This window comes from Pseudoalteromonas 'SMAR', assembly GCF_048515945.1.
Classification (GTDB): Bacteria; Pseudomonadota; Gammaproteobacteria; order Enterobacterales; family Alteromonadaceae; genus Pseudoalteromonas.
Window position 1 is genome coordinate 1 of sequence record NZ_JBLWMW010000020.1, and the last position, 25,234, is coordinate 25,234.

20 protein-coding genes, 1 tRNA gene and 1 pseudogene are annotated in these 25,234 nt (G+C 45.0%); 8 read left to right on the forward strand and 14 right to left on the reverse strand.

The features are described from left to right. From ACNKW2_RS09960 to ACNKW2_RS09975, 4 genes and pseudogenes are all read left to right on the forward strand, one after another. Positions 1 to 305 (forward strand): annotated as a pseudogene (locus tag ACNKW2_RS09960) (transposase); the annotation flags it as partial. A gap of 361 nt (positions 306 to 666) precedes the next feature. Further along, positions 667 to 1,431, forward strand: a complete 765-nt coding sequence (locus ACNKW2_RS09965) for an alpha/beta fold hydrolase (protein ID WP_419148469.1) — start codon at positions 667 to 669, stop codon at positions 1,429 to 1,431. Positions 1,432 to 1,445: 14 nt separating this feature from the next. Then, the gene (locus ACNKW2_RS09970; RefSeq protein ID WP_419148422.1) at positions 1,446 to 2,138 is read left to right on the forward strand and encodes a response regulator transcription factor; all 693 of its coding nucleotides are present in this window, start codon (positions 1,446 to 1,448) and stop codon (positions 2,136 to 2,138) included. Next, complete coding sequence (locus ACNKW2_RS09975; RefSeq protein ID WP_419148423.1) at positions 2,131 to 3,267, forward strand: histidine kinase dimerization/phospho-acceptor domain-containing protein; 1,137 nt, start codon at positions 2,131 to 2,133, stop codon at positions 3,265 to 3,267. Before ACNKW2_RS09970 ends, ACNKW2_RS09975 begins: the two co-directional genes overlap by 8 nt. 532 nt (positions 3,268 to 3,799) lie before the next feature. Here ACNKW2_RS09975 and ACNKW2_RS09980 read toward each other — a convergent pair. Together ACNKW2_RS09980 and exaC are read right to left on the reverse strand one after the other, a co-directional pair. Further along, the gene (locus tag ACNKW2_RS09980) at positions 3,800 to 4,072 is read right to left on the reverse strand and encodes a hypothetical protein (RefSeq protein ID WP_419148424.1); all 273 of its coding nucleotides are present in this window, start codon (positions 4,070 to 4,072) and stop codon (positions 3,800 to 3,802) included. A 361-nt stretch (positions 4,073 to 4,433) separates the two neighbouring features. After that, positions 4,434 to 5,954 (reverse strand): acetaldehyde dehydrogenase ExaC, encoded by a 1,521-nt coding sequence (exaC, locus tag ACNKW2_RS09985; protein ID WP_336565961.1) that lies wholly within the window; start codon positions 5,952 to 5,954, stop codon positions 4,434 to 4,436. 170 nt (positions 5,955 to 6,124) lie between these two features. Here exaC and ACNKW2_RS09990 point away from each other — a divergent pair, with 170 nt between their 5' ends. Next, on the forward strand, positions 6,125 to 7,036 hold the full coding sequence (locus ACNKW2_RS09990; protein WP_419148425.1) for an AraC family transcriptional regulator: 912 nt from the start codon (positions 6,125 to 6,127) through the stop codon (positions 7,034 to 7,036). On the opposite strand, the gene ACNKW2_RS09995 is transcribed toward ACNKW2_RS09990, so the two are convergent. From ACNKW2_RS09995 to ACNKW2_RS10005, 3 genes are all read right to left on the reverse strand, one after another. Further along, the gene (locus ACNKW2_RS09995) at positions 6,972 to 8,486 is read right to left on the reverse strand and encodes a trehalase family glycosidase (protein ID WP_419148426.1); all 1,515 of its coding nucleotides are present in this window, start codon (positions 8,484 to 8,486) and stop codon (positions 6,972 to 6,974) included. The two genes, ACNKW2_RS09990 and ACNKW2_RS09995, sit on opposite strands and share 65 nt — an antisense overlap. Before the next feature lie 4 nt (positions 8,487 to 8,490). After that, the gene (locus ACNKW2_RS10000) at positions 8,491 to 9,753 is read right to left on the reverse strand and encodes an MFS transporter (protein ID WP_419148427.1); all 1,263 of its coding nucleotides are present in this window, start codon (positions 9,751 to 9,753) and stop codon (positions 8,491 to 8,493) included. 156 nt (positions 9,754 to 9,909) lie between these two features. Next, positions 9,910 to 10,917, reverse strand: a complete 1,008-nt coding sequence (locus ACNKW2_RS10005) for a LacI family DNA-binding transcriptional regulator (protein ID WP_419148428.1) — start codon at positions 10,915 to 10,917, stop codon at positions 9,910 to 9,912. Positions 10,918 to 11,237: 320 nt separating this feature from the next. Between ACNKW2_RS10005 and ACNKW2_RS10010 the strand changes: the two genes are divergently transcribed. Then, positions 11,238 to 13,442, forward strand: a complete 2,205-nt coding sequence (locus ACNKW2_RS10010) for a TonB-dependent receptor (protein ID WP_419148470.1) — start codon at positions 11,238 to 11,240, stop codon at positions 13,440 to 13,442. 95 nt (positions 13,443 to 13,537) lie between these two features. On the opposite strand, the gene ACNKW2_RS10015 is transcribed toward ACNKW2_RS10010, so the two are convergent. The 8 genes from ACNKW2_RS10015 to rlmE form a co-directional block, all read right to left on the reverse strand. Then, complete coding sequence (locus ACNKW2_RS10015) at positions 13,538 to 15,781, reverse strand: TonB-dependent receptor (protein WP_419148429.1); 2,244 nt, start codon at positions 15,779 to 15,781, stop codon at positions 13,538 to 13,540. Between the two features lie 561 nt (positions 15,782 to 16,342). Further along, a tRNA-Leu gene (locus ACNKW2_RS10020) sits at positions 16,343 to 16,427 on the reverse strand. Positions 16,428 to 16,448: 21 nt separating this feature from the next. Next, positions 16,449 to 16,793: a preprotein translocase subunit SecG gene (gene secG / locus ACNKW2_RS10025; RefSeq protein ID WP_419148430.1), complete on the reverse strand. Its 345-nt coding sequence runs from the start codon at positions 16,791 to 16,793 to the stop codon at positions 16,449 to 16,451. 4 nt (positions 16,794 to 16,797) lie between these two features. Then, entirely contained in the window at positions 16,798 to 17,538 is a 741-nt protein-coding gene (gene tpiA / locus ACNKW2_RS10030; RefSeq protein WP_419148431.1) for a triose-phosphate isomerase, read from the reverse strand. Between the two features lie 79 nt (positions 17,539 to 17,617). Continuing rightward, positions 17,618 to 18,958 (reverse strand): phosphoglucosamine mutase, encoded by a 1,341-nt coding sequence (glmM, locus tag ACNKW2_RS10035; RefSeq protein WP_419148432.1) that lies wholly within the window; start codon positions 18,956 to 18,958, stop codon positions 17,618 to 17,620. Further along, positions 18,955 to 19,800 (reverse strand): dihydropteroate synthase, encoded by an 846-nt coding sequence (gene folP, locus ACNKW2_RS10040; protein ID WP_419148433.1) that lies wholly within the window; start codon positions 19,798 to 19,800, stop codon positions 18,955 to 18,957. Before folP ends, glmM begins: the two co-directional genes overlap by 4 nt. 174 nt (positions 19,801 to 19,974) lie before the next feature. After that, a complete protein-coding gene (gene ftsH, locus ACNKW2_RS10045) occupies positions 19,975 to 21,924 on the reverse strand; it encodes an ATP-dependent zinc metalloprotease FtsH (protein WP_419148434.1) in 1,950 nt (649 codons plus the stop codon). A gap of 66 nt (positions 21,925 to 21,990) precedes the next feature. Further along, on the reverse strand, positions 21,991 to 22,620 hold the full coding sequence (gene rlmE / locus ACNKW2_RS10050) for a 23S rRNA (uridine(2552)-2'-O)-methyltransferase RlmE (RefSeq protein WP_336565947.1): 630 nt from the start codon (positions 22,618 to 22,620) through the stop codon (positions 21,991 to 21,993). An 86-nt stretch (positions 22,621 to 22,706) separates the two neighbouring features. Here rlmE and yhbY point away from each other — a divergent pair, with 86 nt between their 5' ends. Further along, positions 22,707 to 23,003, forward strand: coding sequence for a ribosome assembly RNA-binding protein YhbY (yhbY, locus tag ACNKW2_RS10055; RefSeq protein WP_336565945.1), 297 nt, complete (start codon positions 22,707 to 22,709; stop codon positions 23,001 to 23,003). A gap of 2 nt (positions 23,004 to 23,005) precedes the next feature. Here yhbY and ACNKW2_RS10060 read toward each other — a convergent pair whose 3' ends face one another. Continuing rightward, positions 23,006 to 24,244 carry a serine hydrolase domain-containing protein gene (locus tag ACNKW2_RS10060; RefSeq protein WP_419148435.1) on the reverse strand — a complete coding sequence of 413 codons (1,239 nt, stop codon included), beginning with the start codon at positions 24,242 to 24,244 and terminating at the stop codon, positions 23,006 to 23,008. A 98-nt stretch (positions 24,245 to 24,342) separates the two neighbouring features. Between ACNKW2_RS10060 and ACNKW2_RS10065 the strand changes: the two genes are divergently transcribed. After that, the gene (locus ACNKW2_RS10065; protein WP_336565943.1) at positions 24,343 to 25,146 is read left to right on the forward strand and encodes a YajG family lipoprotein; all 804 of its coding nucleotides are present in this window, start codon (positions 24,343 to 24,345) and stop codon (positions 25,144 to 25,146) included. Positions 25,147 to 25,234: the final 88 nt, after the last annotated feature.

Here is a 25,234-nt window from a genome sequence, read left to right on the forward strand (position 1 = left end):
GTCGCTACGTCAGCAAAGCGGTGTACACCATTCTAGGCTTGAATGTTGAAGGCAAGAAAGAGCTACTGGGGCTACACCTATCCGAGTCAGAAGGGGCTAATTATCGGCTTTCCATACTGACTGACCTTCATAACCGCGGTGTTAGAGACATTCTTATTGCCTGTGTTGATGGCCTCAAAGGCTTTCCAGAGGCGATTGCCAGTATCTACCCGAATACAGAAGTACAGGAATGTGTTATTCATCAAATTCGCAATTCAATCAAGTATGTAGCCTCAAAACACCAGAAAGAGTTTATGGCTGAGATGGGTACTTGGATATTTAGGCGTTTTTATCTGACATAGAGTTTTGAACGCCCTCAATTTGCCTTTTTCTGACTGTTGCCATGTTACATATCCTCAAGCCTTTAGTTAAGAAATAACAGTAATCTATTTCTTTAAAAATCAAAATTTTTGGCTGGTATCTGTCTATTTGTCATCATTACCGTTTAAAAAGTACGAGGTTAATGAGTTTTGCTCTAATTCACATACGATAATCACGCATCTTTACCATTCCTTTACCTCCTTTCAGTTATCTTGCTAAACATCAAACGATTATTAGAGGTCTAGAGAATCTATGCAGCTATTTTTAAAACTTGGTTTTCATATCACTGCGACTATAGTGATGCTGATGTTGTTAACTGTATCCAAATCTACTCCAGTTTACGCACATGACACAAACAACTTGTCTATTGAGCTCTCGGGCAATGGAGATACCGTGATTGTGTTTGAGTCGGGTTTTGCTCAAGGCCCTGGTGTTTGGGAAGAGATCATAACTAACCTCCCTAAGAGCGTCTTGGCGATTCGGTATCACCGGGCGGGCAATACACCCACGGGGAACCAAATAGAGCCCATTGGCTTAGAGCACCACATACAAGACTTGAAATCACTTATCACCCAATTTGCATCAAAAAAGCGGTTAATATTGGTTGGTCATTCTTATGGCGGTTTAGTGGTCACTGAGTTTGCTCGCCGTTTTCCTAATAGCGTAGATAGTTTAATGTTAATAGACCCCGCAGTTAAGCAACAACGCTTATGGTTTAAAGCATCTAACGCAAAGGCGGTAGCTGAAGAGGATGCTCTGTTTGCTACAATGTTGCCACCGCATTTACTTGCACAGTTAACGAAGCTTAATCAAACACTTGATGATGCTAAGCCTGATGTTGTACCTTTACCTTCTAATGTAAAAACAATTTTGCTGACATCAATGCGGGTTGAAACAAAGCCTATCGCATTTGTTGAAACGGCTGAAGGTAAAGCAATATGGTTAAAACTTCACCAAGCCCTTTTTGCTAAGGTAACCAAAGGGTGTCATCTTAAGTTAAATCATGTGGGGCATGACATAATGCGCGATGATCCCGATTTAGTGTTAAACCACTTAAGAGCATTACTTTAATAAAGGAGTACGTGATGCCAAAACCTATGAAAATTTTACTTATTGAAGATAATCAGGCTTTGGCGTACCAACTTGTGTCTTTTCTAGAAGGTCATGGGTGGCAAATTGACTTCGCTGCGGACGGTAAACTGGGTTTGGAATTAGCGCAGAAAAGGACTTTTGATGTGATCTTGCTTGACTTAAATTTGCCCGACTTGGACGGACTGATTGTCTGTGAACAAATTCTTTCGACGGTACAAGTTCGGCCACCGATTTTAATGTTGACTGCCCGCGACGATTATCAAGACAAGGCTAACGGCTTTGCTATTGGTGCTGATGACTATTTAACAAAACCCTTTGACTTACGAGAGCTAGCTTTGCGTTGTGAGGCACTTGCACGCCGCCAGCAATTATTTGCCAAACAAGTTATTGCTGTAGGCCAATTAAGCCTATGTAGACGCCAACAGCAAGTTTGGTGGCTAGATAAACCAGTCTCACTCACATCTACAGGCTTTAAAATCTTACAAAAGTTGATGGAAGATCACCCATATCCGAGTTCTCGCCGCGACCTGATTAATGCTGTGTGGCCTAGTGATCCTCCTGAGAGTAACGCCCTTAAAGCTCATATATATACGCTGCGTAAAAGCCTCTGTACCGCTATTGATAAACAAATAATTCAAACCATTAGCACTATTGGATACCAGCTAAAAGGCTTAACTGATGCTTAAATTATTTAGCAACAAACCTTTAGTTTTACTTGGCTTGTTAATAGCGATAACCGCCGCATCAAGTATTTATTTATCCCAACAGTTTTCGAACACCCTTATTCAACTTATGGCAAGCCACCTCTTAGAGCAAGAGCGTGATTACCTCAACACTCAACTCAATGATGGCTTAGCCAGTAAAACGAACCATGACCACCCTTTAACTACTGGTCAACCATTAAATGTCACAACGTCTCGGTCTTACTTTTCTTTATTGCATAGCCCTTTACCTGATTTAGCCACTCCATTGAAACACGATAGTTCGGTTTGGCTTTTTTCAGAGCAATCTATGTTTGCAATTAAGCTTATTGCAAGAGGTGATAGTAATACACCAACTTGGCTCCTGCTAGACATGGATACAGCATTTGCAATTAATGACTTCTTGTTGTTGCTACAAGTGATCAATGCGGTGATAGTAGCTCTCTTTACTAGTTGTTGCGCTTGGCTACTCTACCGCTTTCACCTTTCTCAGAGGCAGTTAAAATCGACCTTAAAACGCGAGCAAGCTTTCGCAAACGATGTTAGTCACGAATTGCGAACACCTCTCACTATAGTACAAAACGCTTTAAACTGTGAAGATAGTACACTAATTACAAATGATAGACTAAATTTGGCAAAACAAGCCTGTACGTCAATGGTTGAGCAACTTAATGTTTTACTCGCTTTGGCACGAAATAAACACCATGGGGGAGAAAAGCTGTTACTGCTTCCCCAACTGGAAAAAGCCATGTTTACTCTGTACTTAAGTGAGCCTGAGTTTATTAGTCAAATCGAACTAGAGGTTTCTGAAGATGCATCGATAACAGGACACCCACAATTAATACAATTACTGTTATTGAACATTCTTGGGAATGCCTGCTACCACAGTGGCGGGAATATTTTGCATATCAATGCGCAATTTGGCTTATTACGCTTTAGTAACAAGGTTACTGTTAAACCAATAAACATCAAAAGAAAGAACATGCTACACCAAGGCTTTGGTCACGGTATTCATTTGATGAAACGGATTACAGACGTGCTAAACTGGACTCTAGTCATAAACCAAAACGCGGAAGAGTACGAAGTGAAGTTGTACCACAATAAATTTAGTTAATCGACCTGACTAAAACACTTCCTAACTGATGAGCACAGGCCAGTCTAAATCTATATCATAGATATCTTATATGCTTTTTCATTTAAACTGTTGAAAGCCGAATTTCAGTAAAGTTTTAGTGGGTGTCCTCAGAAATAATCTCAAAAACTTACTATTGAGTGGCTTTGAATTTATGCCAACCAAGGGCCGAGTACGGACATTGGCGGGCTCCCGCCCAAATATTTAACGCAAGTGGTTCATTAATTGTACGAATAACAGCTACTTAAAATGGGGAGGTTACAAGAATAATACCAATTCGCTTAATTAAGTGGTCTATTTTGAGGCAAGGAAATTTCGTCGATAACAAGGCAAAAATTTTGCTATTTAGTTGTTCTAAATAAGAAATTTTTAACGCAGTTAGCGTCAAATTTACTCCCTCAAATTGAGCAAGTATTAATGCGGATTGGTATAACCTTTGTCTACAACTAAACAAGCGGCTTCAACAAGCGTTACAGAAAGCAAATAAACGTCTTTGCTGTGCTACACCGCAAATTTATACCCATTGCATAAACAAGCCAGCTCCGGCCAGTGAGCAAGCAATAATAAAATTCATGACTTCTTTGGAGCTCAATGTTTTATGCTCTTTTACTAGGTGCTTGGCATGAAGTCTAACCCCTAATGGCTGAACTTCAGCAGACTGCTTGGGTAAGGCAATCAACCCTGCAAGAATCATGGTGAATAACAGGCCATAGCTTGACTGAGTTAAAAAGAAAACGGCCAGAGAAAAGGCGGTAATGGAAAAAATCCAAGAAATGAATTTAAACATAGCATCTCCGTTTGCTATTTAATTTGATTAATTGCCAGATACTTTAGCGTTTTTTATTCTCACGACAAGTCATTGCATGAAGCTGAATAAAGATGATTTACCAGCAGTTCGACCTAATTGCCGAAACCCTAATAAAAAACTATATATATCAATAAACTAATCATTTCAATTACTCAAAAGTTAACTTATTTCTTTTAAAGAAACCTATTTCGCTCTCAATAAAGTAAGAAATATCTTACAAGCGATAGGCTATATAGCTATTTTCTCACACTTACTGATGGTTATTTTATTGCTGTGTTGCTGTCGCCATTACCGTTTTACATAACTCACAATGACGACAGCCTGCACAACACCTAGAATATTAAAAGAAACCCAGAGGGCTGGTGCTGTAACTTACCAACATGTTTTTCGTCTGCTGGTAATGATCAAGTGCTTTTTTATGGGTTTCTCTGCCGATCCCTGACTTTTTATAACCACCAAATGCCGCGTGCGCTGGGTACATGTGGTAACAGTTTGTCCATACCCTACCCGCTTCAATATTGCGGCCAAAGTGATAAGCGCGATTCATGTCTCTGGTCCAAACTCCGGCACCGAGTCCAAACTCAGAGCTGTTAGCCAGCTCCAGTGCTTCTTGCTCATCTTTAAAGGTCGACAAGGAGATCACCGGACCAAAAATTTCTTCTTGGAATACGCGCATCTGATTGTGACCTTTTAGCAAGGTCGGTTGAATATAATAACCAGCCTGATGATCGCCGCTCAGTTGCTCCACTCCTCCGCCAATCAACACCTCAGCTCCTTCTTGCTTACCGATATCGATGTAGCTCAAGATTTTATCGAACTGTGCTTTTGATGCTTGCGCCCCAACCATGGTGTCAGTATCTAATGGGTTGCCCCGTTTAATTGCCTGCGTACGAGCCACTACCTTGGCAATAAAGTCGTCATAAATGTCTTCTTGTACAAATAAACGCGACGGACAAGTGCATACCTCACCTTGGTTAAAGTAAGCTAACACCGCACCTTCGATGCATTTACTTAAATACTCATCGTCGGCTTGCATGACGTCACTGAAGAAAATATTCGGTGACTTGCCGCCAAGCTCCACCGTGGAAGGAATGATGTTTTTAGCCGCACACTCGAGAATTTTCGAGCCCACTGGCGTTGAACCAGTAAATGCAATTTTGGCGATTCTATCGCTGGTTGCCAGCGCCTCGCCTGCCTCAGCGCCAAAGCCATTAACAATATTGACCACGCCATCTGGCAGCAGATCCGCTATCAGCTCCATAAATAGTAAGATCGATACAGGAGTTTGCTCAGCTGGCTTAAGTACCACACAATTGCCTGCAGCCAGTGCTGGAGCGAGCTTCCACGCTGCCATCAGTAAGGGAAAGTTCCACGGGATAATTTGCCCAACCACGCCTAGCGGTTCATGAAAGTGATAGGCGACGGTGGTTTCATCAATCTCGCCAATCGCCCCCTCTTGAGCACGGATGCAACCGGCAAAGTAACGAAAATGGTCCGCCGCTAATGGCACATCAGCTGCCAGTGTCTCGCGCACCGCCTTACCATTGTCCCAAGTCTCAGCAACGGCAAGGTATTCAAGATTGGCGTCAATTCTGTCGGCAATTTTTAATAACGTATTACTGCGCTCAGTGACACTGGTTTTTCCCCAAGCAGATTTTGCCTCATGGGCGGCATCCAGCGCTAATGCAATGTCTTGATGATCTGAGCGGGGAATTTTGCAAAACGCTTTGCCATTAACCGGGCTAATATTATCAAAGTAATTTCCCGACACGGGCGGTTGCCATTGTCCCGCGATAAAGTTTTCATACTGTGACTTAAAATTGACTACGGCACCATCGGTGTTCGGATCTGCGTATATCATAGTAACCTCTGCAACGTGTTTTTTATCGTTATTGTTGAATAAAGCCAAACACACTGTTTAACTTTTATTCACCTAATCCAGTTGACATTAGCCCAGTTCCCTCTTAAAAACTTAACTATGGGTATGTAAATTTGAACTCTGAGTCCGAATTGCAAAAAAGGAAAGGCACAGTGCAATTAGCTAAAAAACGCGCCAAGGTAGAACGGTTAGTAGAAAATAAAGTCAGTTTTGCGGCAACCGATGCTGAACTCAGTGTTTACGATACCTATGAGCCAAGTCATGGGGTCAAATTGGCCGCCAGTGAAGTGTTATTCTGCGCCATGATAAGTGGCAAAAAGGTCATGCATGTCGATGATTGCAATTATCACCAAGCTTTTCTACCCCAGCAAAGCTTTGTACTCGCTCCGCAACAAGCTGTGTATATCGACTTTCCAGAGGCGTCTTTGCAATCCCCCACTAGCTGCCTTGCCATTGAAATCAGCCGCGATAAGATTGCGCAAGTGAGTGAGCGCATGAGGCGTCACGATGATGACTTAATCCATTATCAAGATACCCTAGTGCACACCGAGCACAATTGGCAAACACAGCACTGTTTAAGCCGTTTACTGCATCTATTTACTGAAAATGATCCAAATCGCAGCTACTTTATTGATCTCGCCATGGAAGAGTTGATCGCCCGATTACTGCAACAACAAAGTCGTGACTTACTATTGACTGTGGCACAGCAAAGCCCAGACAGATCGGGTCTGCATCACGCACTTAATTATATGGAAAGCCACCTAGAGGAACCGCTGGATGTTGATAAACTCTGTAAACTAAGCTGTATGAGCCGCAGTCGTTTCTTTGCTCAGTTTCGCCATTATTTCAACACCACGCCACAGCAATGGCTACAAGCAAGAAAGTTAAACCATGCCAAACAAAAGCTAAAGCAAGGTATACAAGTCACTGCGGTGAGTTTTGCACTGGGGTTTAAGCACCCCAGTCAATTTAGCCGGGCATTTAAACAAGCGTTTAATATTAGCCCGAAAGCGTATCAAAACCGTTTTCTAGCAAGTGGTAAAAACGACTACTTACGCCATTAGTCCAGCCAAATCCTTGTTGTACCACATACTCGCCACCGCTTGCCCGTTGTTCTGGATGCTCAACATTGTACTTCTCCAATAAGCAACCATGGTGCTCAAAGCCTGTTTCGACGGCGTACAGCCAAGCCCGCATAATGGCTTTGGCCAGCTTGGTTTCACCGTAATTAATGAGTCCAGCCACGGCAAACCACTGCAAAGGCGCCCAGCCATTAGGGGCATCCCATTGTTGCTCGGTGTGGTTTAACGTGGTCACTAAGCCGCCTTGTTTTAGAAACCGACGCTCAATGTTAGCCGCCATTTGTTGCGCTTGCTGCGGGGTCGGTACCTTAGCAAATAACACCGCCGCTGCTGCCAAAGAGCTAACCCTGGTGCGACTAAAGTCACTGAGGTCGAGGTCAAAGTACCAGCCATGCTGCTCACACCAAAAATACTGTTGTAATAATGCCTGTCTTTTTTCTGCCAGTGCCCCGTAGTACTCAGCTTGCTGCGGTTTTGCCAGTTGTAACCAGCACTTCTCGAGTTGCTTTTCTAGCAATAACATCAAAGCATTTAAATCGACCGGAACAATGTCTGTGGTGCGAATGCTGCTGAGGCTTTGGGGGTCGGCGAGCCAGCGACTACTAAAATCCCACCCCGACTCACACGCAGCACGAATATGTTGATATAAGACCCCAGGGTTTGATGCTGATTGCGCCAGCTCTAGGTCTTCTTTAAAAGACTCAGGCCTTGGTAACTGCAGCGGATCCCAGTAACGGTTCAGTCGCCCGCCACAGGGCATGTTAACCACGCGGCGCTGAGCCAATTGTTCAGAGCCCTCATCATCCATTGCCATCCAAAATGCGTATTCTTTTTCTAAGGCATGAGTAACCGTCTCTAGCCATACCCTGTCCGCCGTGACTTGTTGCCACAACAAGTCCACCATCAAGGCCGTCACCGGCGGCTGCGAACGACTCTGATAATAGTCGCGGTTACCATTAGGCACATGCCCTAAGCTATTAATTAGACTTATAAAATTATTCAACATGCCCGCGGCTAAATCTTCGCGGCCAGCATCCATGAGCCCAAGCGCAGTAAAATAGCTGTCCCAATAGTAAATTTCATTAAAGCGGCCACCCGGTACCACATAAGGATAGGGTAACGGCAAAAGTGAGCCATGGGCTGCAACACTTGGCTGCCGTGATAAGCGCTGCCAAAGCTCTGCGATGTATTGTTTTGCATTGCTCAATCTTGGCAACGCCTGTAACTCCGTCGCCGCTTGAAAGGTAAAGTGTGCTTGCACAAACGTAAGCAAGTCCTGCCCTTTAGGTTGCTGCAATGCAAATTGCGCCTCGATTTCATCAACGGGACTATTCGCGACTGCGTCTGCAAAGGTTTTGCTATCGGCAAAAATGCCCGCTTGTTGCACCGCTTTAAACAATTTGCTGCTATAAAAGCTCGATTGGTACTGCATAGGATTAACTCACTTCATGTTGCAGGTTGGCTTTATCCTGAGCCAATTTGGTTGAATCACTCATAATTTTAAAAAAGAACAAGCACACAACAATGATAGCCATGGGCACCAGTGCACCATAAAACGCTTGCTGGCCACCGAATTGTTCAAATACGATCCCGGTTATCATTGAGCCGGTACTGCCACCAAGCGCCGAAAACACCACAATTAGTCCCGTCATGGCGGCGTGTTGAGTGGTAGGTAGGCTGCTGAGCATCACCGAATTAATAACCGGATAAATGGGCGCCATAAATAACCCTATTAAAGGCATTAGAAACGCCACTAAAGGGGCATCGAAGAGAGAGTCAATGGGCGCTTGGTCAACCAGCTCAGTCATTGGTAAGGTTAATAACACCAATGCCGCCATGGCAAACACACAGACATTTAATACGATGTACCAATGAACTTTGGTTAATATTGCCCCCGCACCTAGGCGCCCAAGCGCTAAGCAAGCAGCAAAAACACTGGTGATTTGCACGCTAATATCCACTGGCAGTGCCAAAATCTCATTGTTAAACGTTGGCAACCAAGTGCCAATGCTTTGTTCAATGAGTACGTATAAAAACGCCGAAATAACAAATACTAACACCAATGGCTTGGCCACCAGCTTAAGCATGGATAAGAACGCTTGCAGAGGCGATTCGGTGACTTGTTGCCGCTCTGGTTTAGCGATTGGCGAAACCCAAACAATAAACGCCGTGATAGCACTGAGCACAGCTAAAACAAAATAGACATCTAACCAACTGGGCTCCAAGGTGCTGCTGTCAATAAAAGCAGCAAACACCCAATAACCACCCAGTACCCCGAGCATAAAGACGCCTTCAATGAAGTTAAGTAAGCTAGAGTGCTGATTACTGCCCTCGGTGACTTGCCCCACTAAGGCGTACACCGATACTTTCACCACCGCAAACGCAGATCCAACCGCAGCGAAAACCAACTTTAATACCCAGAACTCAGCAATAATCGGAGTGAGCGCGCACACTAAGCTCACCAGCACTAAAACCAGCGTAAGGGCGATTTTAAAGCCCACCCGAGGGATAAAGGAGGCCACTAAGAAAGACACAATGGCGATGGGAAGATCTTTAAACGCCTCTAGCGTCGCCGCTTCCGCTTTGCTGATATTAAAGCTATGAATCGATTGCAAAATTACCGTACCAACACTATTGAGCAAAATAGCGAAGAGGAAGTAACTTGCTGCCATAGCGAGAATGATGCGTGCTCGGTTCATTATTATTCTCGTAACTAGAGTGAATGTTATTCAGTCTAGACAGAGTTACGCCTTTTTGCAATCGTTTGCATTTAAAACCCGACGATTTTTTACTTGTCTTTGTAATGAATGCAAAAATCGAACTTATGCCAGAGTTGGCGTTGCTGATAAACTCATTTAGCTTGATTGCCTAACTATCAAGGTTGAAGCGACTTCTTGTGAGTCACTCTGCTTGCCATCTAGTTGCTGTAATAGCTTGGCCACTAACAGGTCAGCCGCTGCGGTGGTATCTTGTTTAACCGTTGTCAGGGCCGGAAAGCTTATCTGTGCCATGGCAATATCATCAAAGCCAACAATACGCACGTCATTGGGAACACTAACATAGCGCTCTTTTAATGCTTTCAATGCCCCTAATGCCACCATATCACTGCATGCAAAAATGCCATCAAACACCAACCCTTGTTCACGTAATAATTGATTGATTTTGCTGTAAGCGGCGTCTGAAGTGATATCAATTTTCACCATATTGGCACTTACCGCATCCGTCGCATGAGCTACGGCCTGACAAAAGCCTCGGTAACGCTCACCAAGCTCAGCGTGACCCGGGTCGCCCATAAACAATAGGTTTCGCGCGCCTTGTGCCAATAAGTGCTCGGTCGCCGTTAAGCCACCAACAAAGTTGTCACTTCCTACTATGGGGTAGTTGGCTGAGGTTTTAGGGTCGCCCCACACCACTATCGGTGTTCCGGCTTTTGCGGCTTGCTCGATTCTGGCTTGCTCTTTACCTTGGCCTATAACAATCACGCCATCGGCTCGGCGACCAGAAATAAAGTAGCCGTGCCAATCTTCACCGGCCATAAACGAATTCGATAACAGTAACTCATAGCCTTGGCGGTTTACTGCGCGATTAATGTCACTCACCACCTTAAGCAAAAAAGGATCATCAACTGACTGCTGAGTTTCGGCTTCAAGGTTGATAATAACGGCAATCACTTTGGTTTTTTGCATCCGCAGGCGGCTTGCAGCAGCATTGACGCTAAAATGGTGTTGTTTTGCTAAGGCTTGGATCCGTTCGCGGGTTTCTTTTTTTATCAGCGGATTGTCGTTTAAGGCACGAGATGCTGTCGAGGCAGACACGCCAGCAAGTTGAGCTAAATCGGATAAATTGAGTTTCTTTGTTGCCATTATTGCTGACCTTTAATGCATCATATGCTGCTGGTTATTGCTAACTATATGAAAATAATAATATTGCTGCATATCTATAAGATTCAGTATACCGCACCTTTTAATCAGATTGGCAAGCCAATGCAGAATTTTATGACAGATTTTTAAACAACACCATTGCAAACGTTTGCATTAACATCTATTTTAGTAAAAACACAGCGAATAACTGCCGGCTTAATTGCTTATGCGATGCTGCCGAGCATAACACTTATGACAACAACGAGAGGGCTTTTGCCGTGATAAATACAACCACTTTTAGCTTGGTCGCTGCTGCTGTGAGCATGGCGCTCAGCGTTTCAGCTAATGCCGAGCAAGCGAGCAACAAAAAAGACAAAGTAGAGACCATTATCGTATCTGGTACACCTGGAGGTATGGGGGTATCAAAAATCGATGCCAGCTTTGCCGTGACTAATATCGATGCCGTGCAAATCGATAAGTTAGCTCCAAAAAGTACCGCCGACTTGCTAAAAGCCGTTCCTGGTATATGGGTTGAGAGCTCAGGTGGTGAGTCGGGTGCGAACGTGTTTGTACGGGGCTTCCCCGGTGGTGGCGATGCGCCATTTTTAACCGTCAGCCTGCAAGGCAGCCCTATTTATCCGGCTCCAACACTGTCATTTTTAGAAAACACTTCTATTTTTCGTCTCGATGAAACCATCGCCATGATGGAAGGCTTACGTGGCGGCCCTAACCCGGTTGTTTCTAATGGCCAGCCAGGGCTTACCACCAACTTTCAGCTTAAACGTGGCAGCTCTGAAACCGAGGCGACGTTCAAATACACCACCACAGATTATGGCCTCAACCGCATTGACGGTGTATTAAGTGGCGAAATAGCAGACGATCTTTATTACATGGTGGGCGGCTATGTTAAGCGTTCATCGGGGATCCGCGATGCCGGTTTTAGCTCTGAACGTGGCCATCAGTTTACCATTAACTTAACTAAAGAGTTTGACCGTGGCGAGTTTAATATTTACACCCGTCAAACCGACGATACTGGCGCGTGGTACTTACCTACGCCACTGAATGTTGCCGGAGTGGATGCTGAATTTACGCAACTGGGCACCAATAACCGTAAAGCCATTATTTATGCTGGCAATAACCCCACTGCAATGGCTATTGACCTTGGTGATGGCCGTGGTTGGAATGGCCATGTCTCTGGCGGAAGTTTGAACGTCGAGTTTGATAATGGATGGCAATTGACCGACCGCTTTAGTTTAACTCAAGGTGATGCTAACACCTTAGGTTTAGTGCCAGCGGGTGCTGCGACTTTATTAAGTGATGTGGCTGACAATGGCCAGTCAGCCACTGGCAGTGTCACTGGCAACAGTTATGATGGCAATACCATGGTGCAACAGTATGGCCGTTGGCTGGTGCTAAAAGAGATAGAGGCATTCAGCAATGACCTCGCCTTCAGCAAAGACTTTGGTAATTGGTCAAGTGCCTTTGGCCTTTACACCGCGACAACATCAGCACAAGACTGGTGGAGTTTAGGTAACACCGCCTACCATGTGTTAGAGCAAGGTGGCGAAATGCTTAATGGCATTGCTTGTAATGCCGACTTAGCAGGCTGTGGTTTTAACTACGATATTAATAGCTCAGGAGACGCCACCACTTTTGCCCTTAATACCACACAAAGCTACCAAGCAACCGACAACCTAAAACTCGATTTAGGTTTACGCAGCGAGCAACATGAAGTGGAATATTCTGTTGATGAGGGGCTTGATGGCATCATCACCAAAGCAGTTGACTACAGTGAGCGTAAAACGTCTTGGACTCTAGGTGCCGATTACCGCCTAAATGAAAAATCGGGGACTTTTGTGCGCATGAATAAAGGCTATAAAATGCCTTATTTCGATGACTTTAGAGATAACTTTGGTGCCTACGAAGGTGGTGAGTCACTAATAAAAGAAGTCACTCAGGCTGAGCTAGGTTACAAATACATGGGTGATGCCAGCGACTTATTTGTCACCTTATTCAGTAATGAAGTTAAAGGTGACACCTTTGTTAGACGCCCAGGCGTGCCAGCAGAGATCTTAACCAATGAAGCAATGGGCCTAGAAGTGGATTACAAATACAACCACAGCTCTGGTCTGTCGGTCAACTTAAACGCCACATGGCAAGACACTGAAATCACAGAAAGCCCTAGCAATGAAGGTAACAAGGCACAGCGCCAGCCAGATTGGATGCTGCGTATTACACCAAGCTACGACTTTGAAATTGCCAATATGTACGCCACCCTCTACGGCACCCTCTCAGCAGTGGATGATCGCTACGGTAATAATGAAAACACCGTTGTTTTAGAGGGCTATGAAAAGCTTGATGTCGGCCTTATTCTTGAGCCAAGTGAAGGCGTTAAGTTGCAGCTCGCAGTGGATAACTTAACCGATGAACAAGGGATCACGGAAGGCGATCCGCGTAACCCAGATTCACCAAATGGCCGCTATATTATGCCTCGAAGCGTTAAGTTTAGTGTTGCCTATAGTTTTTAAAGCTGCACGTAATAAGCAAATTTATCCCTTGAACTGTTAATCACAGCAACAAAAATGGCCGCAATTGCGGCCATTTTTTTATCACAACAGCGACATTAATCTAGCCAGAATTCTTTTTTGAATTTCAGACCAAATTCACTGCGGTCATTGCTGCGCATTACGCCGACAAAGCCACTTTGCTGCAGACGACCTACGTCGTACACTTCGTTTAATACGTTCTCACCGTATAAAGTTACTTCTATGTCGCCATCAGCGTTAGTATAAGAAACATTAAAGCCAAGTAGCTCACGTGATTCAATGTGTTCACTTGCACGGGTAACCGATTGACCTTGCATGTCTGAACGGTAAGAGTAACTGCCGTTCACTGTGATGGTTGCACCATGGTCTAAGTCATGGAAGTACGTTGGTGCTACCATTACGGTCCAGCGTGGTGTCAATGCTGGCGCATCGCCCTCGCCAATACCAATTACGCCATCGTCAACATGAGTGATTTCAGAATCAAGGTAACCAATTGAACTACGTACTGAGAAGTCGTCAGTGATTGCCACTGTGGTTTCCAGCTCAATACCTTGCGCTTTAGATTCACCGGCATTTTCAACAATAGTGACAAAACCACCACCGGCCGTTGGGTCGTTAAATGGTAAAGCTAGGTCGGTGTAATCGGTCACGAATGCCGCAACCATCATAGACACATTGTCATGCACCTGGCCTTTAAAGCCCACTTCATAGTTAATGGCTTTGGTTTCTTCGAACGCTGCAAACTGCGCAGGTCCACCAAATGGACGTGGCGGGAAGCCACCGCTTTGATAGCCTTTTTGTACCTGCGCATAGACGTTAATATCGCGAGTTAACTGGTACGCAGCATTAACATCCCACGTTACTTCATCAAACTCAGCAGTAACAAACTTACGCTCCGCAAAGCTTGGGAACATAGCATCGGCTGCTTTTTTATCTTCCGAATAACGCAAACCACCACCAATGCTTAATAAATCAGTGATATCAAAGCTGGCATTAATATAAGCCGCATAAGCGTCTGTTTCTTGGTTGATGTCGAAGTAACCATAATCACCAAATGAGGCGGTTTCGCCATCGTTTAATAGGCCATTTGGGGTATTCCAAGGGCTAAATACGAATGGCCCTGAGCTGGTGAAACCATCTTCGTTAAAGTAATACAGTCCAGAGACAAAGTCCCAGGTATCGTACGTACCATTGAGTTGTAGTTCGAATGAGTGCTGATCGGCTCCGCCTTCTTCTGGGAATTCCGACAAGTTTAGTGCTACCGCATCATCATCAAGGCCACCGGTGTACTCTGAGCTACGCTTGCTGGCAATGAATTTTACTGCATAGGTATCGGTTGCTTGCCACTCAGCGGTAACCGCCCCACCCCAACCTGAATAGTATGTGCTTTCAATTCCTGCCACTGTGGTTGCAAGGTCGTCAGGGTTATTGGGTAGCATGGACGCGTCAAGCAGTGGAAAGTCACCATTAAATGGGTCACTGCCATCCAGTGGCTCGGTCAGCTCGATGGTATAAGGGGATTGACCTGACTCATTATCCACGGCGTCAAAAGCAGCCGTTACAACAACATCGCTGCTTGCTTGCCATTTAACCGCTAAGCGGCCACTGAGCTCTTGCTCTTCACCAATTTCTTTTTCTGGGTTGGCCAAATTAATCGCTTTACCAACACCATCACGTTGTTTGTATGACGCACTTGCTGAGAAACTTAAATCATCGGTTAAAGACTGACTGGTGTATACATCGGTTGCTAAACGACCACGTGAGCCGATTTTAGCCTGTACTGTGGCAATTTCTTCAGCGTCAGGTTGTTTGGTGATAACGTTAACGGCACCACCTAGAGTATTACGGCCATACAAGGTTCCTTGTGGACCACGCAAAACTTCAACTCGTTCTACGTTTGGCAACGACAGGTTTGAGCCCATCTGGCGACCAAGATACACTCCATCAACGTAAACACCCACACCTGGATCGGTAGTGATAACATGATCTTGCAAGCCAATACCACGAATAAATACGGATGCGTGAGCGGCATTACCAACACCATAGCGAGTGATGTTCAAGTTTGGTACAAACTTACCAATGTCATCGAGGTTGCTGATGTTCGCCTTATCAATGTCGCCCGCGCCAATAGACGTAATGGCGGTTGGGGTTTCAAATAGGCTTTCAGTCCGCTTGCGTGCGGTTACTTCGATTTTCTCAAAGACCTGTTTTTCTTGTTTAGCATCAGCTTGCTCAGCAACTGCAGTGCTAGGGAAGGTAACGGCTGCAAGTACCGCAGCTGAAATCGCAGATAAACCAAGGCGAGGTAAAACTGTAATCATATAATCTCCAAAGGAATCACCGTGTGTGAACTAGTTGCGAGAGGTCGCAATTAGTGATACCAATTCGCTTAATTAAGTGGTCTATTTGAGGCAAGAAAATTTTGTCGATAACAAGGCAAAAATTTTGCTATTTAGTTGTTCTAAATAAAAAATTTTTAACGCAGTTAGCGTCAAATTTACTCCCTCTAATTGCGCAAGTATTAATACGGATTGGTACAAGTTGCGATGTAAGCAACCCATGCCTAAAACTATTAAATTTCAGGCATAAAAAAAGATGCGCGTAGGGCATCTCTTTCCTCTGGAGGGGCATTATAGTCACAACCACTCTAAAATGAAATAATTATTTAATAAAAATTAGTTTTGAGGATACCGTAACCAAAATAAGTACAGATAAGGTTAATTATTCTAATCCGCTTCCATTTAAATTAACGCATTGATCTACAGAGGTTATTTGACTTTGACCAAGGGAAGTATTGTTCAGGTTCATTCTCAAATTGGCCAAGAGGTTTGCAGCCATGTTTTGCAGACGAAAAAAAACCAGCCGTAGCTGGTTTTTTTATTTGGTGCGAATGGGGGGACTTGAACCCCCACGGCCGAAGCCACCACCCCCTCAAGATGGCGTGTCTACCAATTCCACCACATTCGCAAATTCGGTGTTTTCCTAGATTTAGTTAGGAATATCAGAAGCTGGATTTTCTTCTGAAGCTGGAACGTCGCTAGCAGCAGGCGCCGTTGTCGCGGCTGGCGCTTCTAGGTTTTCCCACTCATCGCTCTTTTTGATCTGACCTGTGGTCAGGTTGCCAAGCACGATGCTTAATACGAAAAAGATCGTTGCTAAAACCGTTGTTGACTTAGTCATAAAGTTACCAGCACCAGACGAGCCAAACACAGTTGACGATGCGCCAGCACCGAACGATGACCCCATATCTGCGCCTTTACCTTGCTGGATTAGCACCATACCAATTAATGCTAATGCCACAACTAAGTAAACAACCATTAGAATTTCGTACATTTACTTATCCTTTTGCACTTTGACAGATGGCCTTGAAACTTTCAGGCTTAAGGCTTGCACCGCCGATAAGTCCGCCATCTATGTCCTGTTGTGCGAATAATAATTCACTGTTTTGTTCATTTACACTGCCACCATATAAAAGTCGCAATGCCATCGCAATTTGTTGGTCTTGTTTTGCTAACAAATCACGAATAAATTTGTGTACCGCTTGTGCTTGCTCAGGAGACGCTGTCTTACCTGTGCCAATAGCCCAAACCGGCTCGTATGCTATCACAGAGTTTGCCAGTGCCGCTATACCTAATTTACTGATAACGGCATTTATCTGTCTTGCGACAACCTCTTCTGTAAGGCCACTTTCTCTTTCTTCTTCGGTCTCACCAACACACAAAATAGGTGTCAAACCGTGCTGTTGAGCATGACCAAACTTGTTTGCCACATCAGTGTCGCTTTCGCCATAAATAGCGCGGCGTTCTGAGTGTCCAACCAGTGTATACGTTGCCCCAAGAGATTTGGCAAGTGCCGCTTGGGTTTCCCCTGTGTAGGCGCCTTTTTCGTACTCTGATACAGTCTGCGTTCCAACGGTGAGTCCCTGATTGGCTGCTTGCTCAATAAGCATTGCAGGAGGGAAAACAATCACATCAGCTTGAAACGTTTGACCATTTAGTGACGCAGCAATGTCGTTAATTAGGCTTTTCGAGCCGTTCATTTTCCAATTACCAGCGACAATTGGCTTTCTAGATGACATACGATACTCCGCAGTAGAAAGCGGGTGAGATACTACCGCTACTCACCCCAAGTTACAAGAAATAAATTCGTTATTTGGTTTAATTGCTCACAGTTTCAACAACTTCAGCTATTTTCTGAGCAAAATCGATGACCTGCTTTTGCTGTTGCGCTTCCACCATAACACGCACCACCGGTTCAGTCCCTGACTTGCGTAACAAGACACGACCTTTACCAGCCAATTGCGCTTCAACTTCAGCAACCACGGCTTTCACTGATGGTTGCTCTGTGGGATCCGCTGCGGTGCTGTAACGCACGTTGATCATCTTCATCGGATATTTGCTAAAACCTTCCCCTAAGTCTTTTAGGGTTTTATTTTGCGCCACCATGGCGGCTAACACTTGCAGGCTAGAGACAATGCCATCACCGGTGCTGATCAGGTCTAGGTTCAACACATGGCCAGAACTTTCACCGCCGATCTTCCAGCCTTTTTCACCTAATAACTCCATCACGTAGCGATCGCCGACTTTGCTGCGCGCAAAGGCAATGCCGCGGGCTTTTAATGCGTTTTCCAGACCCATATTCGACATAACCGTTCCGACCACACCACCACCTAAGTTGCCATCGCTGTCTGCTTGACATGCAATGATATAAACAATATCGTCGCCATCGAACACATGACCATCGTGATCCACCATCATTACTCGGTCACCGTCGCCATCATAGGCAATACCCACATCAGCTTGATGTTCTAGCACAGCCTTTTTCAATGCTTCGACGTGAGTTGCACCGCAATTATCGTTAATGTTAACCCCATTCGGCTCACAGGCTGTGGGGATCACTTCGGCACCCAACTCGCGCATCACACTCGGAGCTATATGGTAGGTTGCGCCATTGGCACAATCCAATACCACTTTTAATCCCTCCAGTGAAAGTTCTTTGGGAAATTGGCTCTTACAAAATTCAATGTAACGGCCATCAGCGCTTTCTAAACGCTTAGCTTTACCCAATTTTTCAGAAGCGACGCAAGTCATAGGCTCATCCAGCTTAGCCTCAATGGCCAGCTCAACTTCATCCGGCAATTTGCGACCATCACCAGCAAAAAACTTTATACCGTTATCATGATATGGGTTGTGTGAGGCACTGATCACAATCCCCGCTTCAGCTCGAAACGTTTGCGATAAATATGCCACTGCTGGGGTAGGCATTGGTCCAAGTAAGACCACGTTAATGCCTGCGGCTATGAGTCCAGCTTCTAATGCCGTCTCTAACAAGTAGCCTGAGATACGCGTATCCTTGCCGATAATGACTTTTTTGGTGCCACGTTCAGATAAAACCTTACCTGCAGCCCAACCTAATTTCATTGCAAATTCAGGGGTAATGGGAAACTCGCCCACCATGCCTCTTACACCATCTGTACCGAAGTACTTTCTTGTTGTCATTGAGTAACTCCATTGACCGACGCTAACCATACGTTAATTACGTCGTTTGTTTCTTTCACATCATGAACGCGAATAATGTTCGCTCCTTGCTGTGCACAAAGCAAGGCACCAGCCAAACTGGCCGGCAAACGTTCATGAGTATCCCGAGTGAGTAATTGCCCAAACATTGACTTTCTTGAAAGTCCTGCAAGGATGGGTAAGCCAAACGTACTAAACGCCTTAAGACCACCCAATAATGCAAAGTTGTGGGCAAGTGTTTTACCAAAACCGAACCCTGGGTCTAAGATCAATCGACCTTTATCTATTCCAGCGGCTTCACATGCGGCTATCCTAGCGCGAAAAAACTGACTGATGTCTGAAAATAAGTCATCATAATGGGGGTTATTTTGCATCGATCTAGGTTGCCCCTGCATATGCATTAAACAAATAGGAACCTCAGGATAGCGAGCAGCAACATCGAGTGCTCCAGGTTCTTGTAATGCACGCACATCATTAATAATGTCTGCTCCCGCCTCGATTGCCTGTTGCATCACTTCGGCCTTGCTAGTGTCAACAGAGATAACGCAATCAGAACTTGCTCGCACCGCTTTAATCACTGGGATCACCCTGTCAAGCTCTTCGGCTAATGCCACATCGGGCGCACCAGGTCGTGTTGACTCGCCACCAATATCTAATATCGTCGCGCCATTCGCTAACATATTTTGTGCTTGTTGCAAGGCATTATCGAGGTGATTGAATTGGCCACCATCAGAAAACGAATCCGGTGTTACGTTCAGGATCCCCATCACTTGTGGCTGAGAGAGTGCTAGCCTACGTGATCTTGGTAAACGAAGCTCGTACATATTATACCTATTATTATTTCATTGTTTATGAGTTTCGGTATCGAGGGTAAGGTTAAATATCAATTGCTCAATGCTCTAGTGTGTCATTAGTAACTCATGACGCAGAGATAAAAGCACACAGCGATTGATACAAAAAAGCCCCGATCGCTCGGGGCTGTAGTATTCTACCTAATGTTATGATTTGTCATCAAGCTCTGAATTTGATGAACTGTCATTGCCATTATCATTTTGCGGCTCTTCGGCCTTTGATTCTGGCTTTTCTTCAACTTTAGGTTGCGCTTCTTTTTTCTCTGGTTTGCTGTCATGCGCGTCACGTGGTGGGCGGACATCACGGCGTTCCATCAAGTCATCAATTTGCAGCGCATCAATGGTTTCATACTTCATTAGCGCATCTTTCATGCTATGCAAGATATCAATGTTATCTTTTAAAATTTGTTCAGCACGATTGTAATTGCGATCAATAAAGTCTTTTATTTCCGCGTCAATCAGTTTTGCAGTCTCGTCAGAAATACCGGCCATGCGGTGCGAGCCGCCACCCATATACATCTCACCTTGCTCTTCAAGGTACATTTGTGGCCCTAACTTCGGACTTAAGCCCCATTGCGTCACCATCTTCTTCGCGATGTCAGTAGCGCGTTCTATGTCGTTACTGGCACCGGTTGTGACCTTGTCGTCACCATAGATAATGGCCTCAGCGATACGGCCACCATACAAGCTGGATAGCATGGATTCTAAGTGCTGTTTCGAATGACTTACTCGGTCTTGCTCTGGTAGATACATGGTTACACCCAGCGCGCGACCGCGAGGAATAATAGAGACTTTATACACCGGGTCGTGCTCTGGTACTAAGCGACCAACGATGGCGTGACCCGCCTCGTGGTATGCCGTCATCTCTTTTTCTTCTTCGCTCATCACCATGGACTTACGTTCTGCACCCATCATGATTTTATCTTTGGCGGCATCAAATTCGGCCATGCTCACTTTGCGCTTATTACCACGAGCAGCAAATAACGCCGCTTCGTTAACTAAGTTGGCAAGGTCAGCACCAGAGAAACCTGGTGTGCCACGGGCGATAACTGATGCTTCAACATTGTCATCAAGTGGTACTTTGCGCATGTGTACGTTAAGGATTTGCTCACGGCCACGAATATCAGGCAATCCCACCACCACTTGGCGGTCAAAACGTCCTGGTCGCAACAGCGCTGGGTCAAGCACGTCTGGACGGTTAGTAGCAGCAATCACAATGATGCCTTCATTGCCTTCAAAACCATCCATTTCCACTAGCATTTGGTTTAGCGTTTGCTCACGTTCATCGTGACCACCGCCCATACCAGCGCCACGCTTACGGCCTACGGCATCGATTTCATCAATGAAAATAATACATGGTGCGGCTTTTTTGGCCTGCTCAAACATGTCTCGAACTCGAGAAGCACCAACACCCACGAACATTTCCACAAAGTCCGAACCTGAAATGGTAAAGAATGGCACTTTCGCTTCACCCGCCACCGCTTTTGCCAATAGCGTTTTACCAGTACCAGGAGGACCTACCATTAGCACGCCTTTGGGAATGCTGCCGCCAAGTTTCTGGAATTTCGATGGGTCGCGTAGGAAGTCAACCAGCTCAGTCACGTCTTCTTTGGCTTCATCGCAGCCAGCGACGTCTGAGAAAGTGGTTTTCACCTGATCTTCACTCATTAACCGGGCTTTGCTTTTACCAAACGACATGGCACCTTTACCACCGCCGCCTTGCATCTGGCGCATGAAGAAAATCCATACCCCGATCAATAACAACATTGGGAACCATGAAATAAAGATGTTGGCTAAGAAAGATTGCTCCTCAGGCGCCACACCTTTGATGTTGACATCGTTCTTTAATAGGTCATTAACCAAGTCTAAATCAGTCAATGGTATCACGGTTTGAAAGCGGTCGCCGCTTGAACGTACGCCACTGATCACCCCTGTTTGACGGTCAATACTGACCTCTCTCACAGAGCCGCTGCGCACATCCTTTACAAACTGTGTGTAACTCGTTTGACGATCGTATTGTTCGCCACCGTTAAAGCTCTGGAATACGGTCATCAGTACAACCGCTATAACCAACCAGAGTATTAGATTTTTAGCCATATCGCTCAAGGAGTTAACCTCATGTATCCAAAAAATTTAAATTCAACTTGATGCTTTCCAACTGTACTACAGTTTGTAGCCCGTCGCCACTATATAAACTTCACGCGAACGTGGTCGTGACGCTTTAGGCTTGCGGATCTTCACCACCTTAAAGCATTTACGTACTTCTTGTACGAATTGATCAAAGCCTTCGCCTTGAAACACCTTAACAGCAAATGCGCCGTTTGGCTTTAAAACTTGGTGACACATATCCAGTGCTAGCTCAACCAAGTACATACTGCCTGATTGATCGACTGTCATGTTGCCACTCATATTAGGCGCCATGTCTGAAAACACCACATCGACATTTTTGCCGTCAATTCTATCTAACAAGGCATCCAGCACAGCTTCTTCTCTGAAATCCCCTTGCAAAAAGTCGACTCCAGCCAAGGAATCCATAGGCAAAATATCACAGGCAATAACTTGACCATTAATATCTACTTCTTCTGCCAGGTATTGCGACCAACTCCCCGGTGCAGCACCTAAGTCCACCACCGTCATGCCTTTGCGGATTAATTTATCTTTTTGTTGGATCTCTTCAAGCTTAAACACCGCACGAGAACGGTAACCGCGTTTTTGTGCCTCATGAACATAGGGATCTTCTACGTGCTCTTTTAACCAACGTTTCGAACTGGCGGAATGTTTTTTATTTGCCATATTAACTACAACTCATTAGTAATATTGTCTAGATGGCGTTAGAATATCGATAATTCAAGCCTTTTAATAAATAAGATTGTATCAATATGACCTTATCAAATAAACAGAAGCAGTTCCTAAAAGGGCTGGCTCACGACTTAAACCCAGTAGTTCTTCTTGGCGCTAATGGCCTAACAGAAGGCGTCATGGCGGAAATTGAGCAAAATCTCGATATTCATGAATTGATTAAGGTAAAAGTACCGACCAATGACCGTGAAACCAAGCAGTTAATTTTTGAAGCCATCGTTCGCGAGACCAAAGCGCACAAAGTACAAAGCATTGGCCACATCATCGTGTTGTATCGCCAAAGCGAAGACAAAAAAATTCAACTGCCTCGCCAGTAACCCTACTCATTTGGTGTCTTCTGTGATGAAGACACCACTGCCTTTAACAGCGCCTGCTCCTCAGCCTTAATCTCTGCAATTTCTTGCTCCGTTAGCACTGGTAACAACCGCTCTTTCACCTTTAACGCTTGCACAATAAAGTCATTGGTTAATTGATTGATGACACCACTTTCAGCATTAAGCAGTAAACTAAAACCAATCCCCAAGCTTGGGATCACCACCACATCGGTGCGATAGCCTTGCACCCAGCCACTGTGATAATAAAGTAATTGACCATCGTAGCGGTAAATTCGCCAGCCTAAGCCATAATAGGCCTCTTCAACGTGTTTGCGCCACACCCGCCTTCTTAACTCGCGTTTGGTCAAGGTGTAGGGAACCGATTGTTTGCTAAGTGCGTCGGGTGACAACACATTTGGATACAAGCCCAATTGCGCTTTTAACCATTGCGACATATCACTGGCACTGGCGTTCACCCCAGCTGCTGGCAACACTTTATAATAGTGCTGCTTTAATCTTGCTGTGTGCCAACGCTTGCGGCCACGAACGTGAGGCCAGGCAAAGTTGTCATCCAAAGTCATATGTTCATAACCGAGGCCGGCATCATGCATATTTAACGGCGCAAAAATAAACTCATCTAACCATTGTTGATAGCTCATTTGGGTGGCTTGTTTAATTACATCGCCAATCAAGCTAAACATCACATTTTGATAACCGTAACAGTCACCAGGTTGGCATAAGGCTTTTACCTGCAATAAACGTTCAACAATTTGCGGATAATCCATACGGGACTCAATAAGATTATCGTAGGCATTCGGTACCAAACCACTGGAGTGGCTTAGTAAATGATATAATTTAACCTGCTGGTAATCGCCGTGTGCAATTTCAGGTAAGTAGCGTGATACTTTATCATCAATGGCAAAATATCCGTCGCTGGCTAGTTTGGCGGTTAGGCTGCCGGCAAAGGTTTTTGATACCGACGCCAAGCGAAATCGCGTATTGGCATCCACCGCCCGACCTGAACGGCTTTTGGTACGGCCAAACCCCACAGCATAACTACCGTGTTGCATATGCACGATCGACAAAGCCGCACCGGGTATCGATTTTTCTTTTAGTTTGCGCTCGACTTGCTTAGAATAGCGCTTTAAAAATTGTGACCATTGTTCGTTGGCAGCGTTTGCTAGTCCAAGTTGCGACCAACTTAGACAAAGAACGCCGACGATTGTGAGAATTAGCGACTTCATAATGACTCATTTCATTAACACTCGCTTGCCATACTAACATGATGAATTGGCACAACTCACGAAAATATAAAAAATAACTGTTTAATTGAGGTATTTTAATGCGTTTAGTGCTAGCAGCTCTTTGTACCACCTTGCTTGTTGGATGTGTGACCACGACGCCGTTGGCGCCGAAGTTAACGCTGCCGAAAAAACCGCTATTGCAAAAGTCTGTGTACCAAATTAGCTATAGTACCGAGCTCAACTCCGCTCGCATCAAGTCGGTGCAGCTTCCGGCTCACCCTTTAGCTAGTGGCGACAGTGTGTATATTAATGCGGATAAGGTTAGCCTCACCGACACCCTAAAAACTGAAATCAGCAAGATGTTGCAGCAAAAAGGGTTAAACGTGGTGAGTCATCCACAAGCGGCTTATACCTTAACCATCAACCAGCTTGATTTGGACTTTGCCGCCAATAAAACCTATGCCCTGGACAGACCCAAAAACCCGCACCCTTACATCGCCGAGCTGGCGCAAAACACTCCAGCCTTTCAGTGCAGTAATATTGTTGCCGCAGTGAGCATGAGGTTAGCACATCAAGCCTCTTCAGATGTGGTGTGGTTTGCCAAGTCGTCAATAGACAGCGCGGGGTTCCAAGGTATCCCACTGCAGTTTACTTTCAATGAAGTAGAAACCATCACCAACGAGCAAGAAGTAAAAGCCTTTATTGCGGCGCAAAATACCGAACAGGCAAGACAAGCACGCAGTAGTAACCCGGTTTCTTTGCCACCATACAAGATCGAGAAAAAGATTTCCGCGCTAAAGAAAACTGCAGGTGCCTGCACCCAAACCGAAGTTTCAGCCTTAAGTGCTGATATGCAACTGCATTTAGCGCAAAGCTTAATTGAAAAGTTGAATGTGAAGTAATACCAATCCGCATTAATACTCGCTTAATTAAGCGAATTGGTATAACGCTCTGGCAGCTACACGAATACTTACACTTACTTACAGACAA

What these genes read in the sequence shown, in the direction of transcription:
- ACNKW2_RS09965 (WP_419148469.1), top strand. Translation starts at nt 667, where the DNA reads ATGTTGTTAACTGTATCCAAATCTACTCCAGTTTACGCACATGACACA.
- ACNKW2_RS09970 (WP_419148422.1), top strand. Translation starts at nt 1,446, where the DNA reads ATGCCAAAACCTATGAAAATTTTACTTATTGAAGATAATCAGGCTTTG.
- ACNKW2_RS09975 (WP_419148423.1), top strand. Translation starts at nt 2,131, where the DNA reads ATGCTTAAATTATTTAGCAACAAACCTTTAGTTTTACTTGGCTTGTTA.
- ACNKW2_RS09980 (WP_419148424.1), bottom strand. Translation starts at nt 4,072, where the DNA reads ATGTTTAAATTCATTTCTTGGATTTTTTCCATTACCGCCTTTTCTCTG.
- exaC (WP_336565961.1), bottom strand. Translation starts at nt 5,954, where the DNA reads ATGATATACGCAGATCCGAACACCGATGGTGCCGTAGTCAATTTTAAG.
- ACNKW2_RS09995 (WP_419148426.1), bottom strand. Translation starts at nt 8,486, where the DNA reads ATGCAGTACCAATCGAGCTTTTATAGCAGCAAATTGTTTAAAGCGGTG.
- ACNKW2_RS10000 (WP_419148427.1), bottom strand. Translation starts at nt 9,753, where the DNA reads ATGAACCGAGCACGCATCATTCTCGCTATGGCAGCAAGTTACTTCCTC.
- ACNKW2_RS10005 (WP_419148428.1), bottom strand. Translation starts at nt 10,917, where the DNA reads ATGGCAACAAAGAAACTCAATTTATCCGATTTAGCTCAACTTGCTGGC.
- ACNKW2_RS10010 (WP_419148470.1), top strand. Translation starts at nt 11,238, where the DNA reads ATGGCGCTCAGCGTTTCAGCTAATGCCGAGCAAGCGAGCAACAAAAAA.
- ACNKW2_RS10015 (WP_419148429.1), bottom strand. Translation starts at nt 15,781, where the DNA reads ATGATTACAGTTTTACCTCGCCTTGGTTTATCTGCGATTTCAGCTGCG.
- secG (WP_419148430.1), bottom strand. Translation starts at nt 16,793, where the DNA reads ATGTACGAAATTCTAATGGTTGTTTACTTAGTTGTGGCATTAGCATTA.
- tpiA (WP_419148431.1), bottom strand. Translation starts at nt 17,538, where the DNA reads ATGTCATCTAGAAAGCCAATTGTCGCTGGTAATTGGAAAATGAACGGC.
- glmM (WP_419148432.1), bottom strand. Translation starts at nt 18,958, where the DNA reads ATGACAACAAGAAAGTACTTCGGTACAGATGGTGTAAGAGGCATGGTG.
- folP (WP_419148433.1), bottom strand. Translation starts at nt 19,800, where the DNA reads ATGTACGAGCTTCGTTTACCAAGATCACGTAGGCTAGCACTCTCTCAG.
- ftsH (WP_419148434.1), bottom strand. Translation starts at nt 21,924, where the DNA reads ATGGCTAAAAATCTAATACTCTGGTTGGTTATAGCGGTTGTACTGATG.
- rlmE (WP_336565947.1), bottom strand. Translation starts at nt 22,620, where the DNA reads ATGGCAAATAAAAAACATTCCGCCAGTTCGAAACGTTGGTTAAAAGAG.
- yhbY (WP_336565945.1), top strand. Translation starts at nt 22,707, where the DNA reads ATGACCTTATCAAATAAACAGAAGCAGTTCCTAAAAGGGCTGGCTCAC.
- ACNKW2_RS10060 (WP_419148435.1), bottom strand. Translation starts at nt 24,244, where the DNA reads ATGAAGTCGCTAATTCTCACAATCGTCGGCGTTCTTTGTCTAAGTTGG.
- ACNKW2_RS10065 (WP_336565943.1), top strand. Translation starts at nt 24,343, where the DNA reads ATGCGTTTAGTGCTAGCAGCTCTTTGTACCACCTTGCTTGTTGGATGT.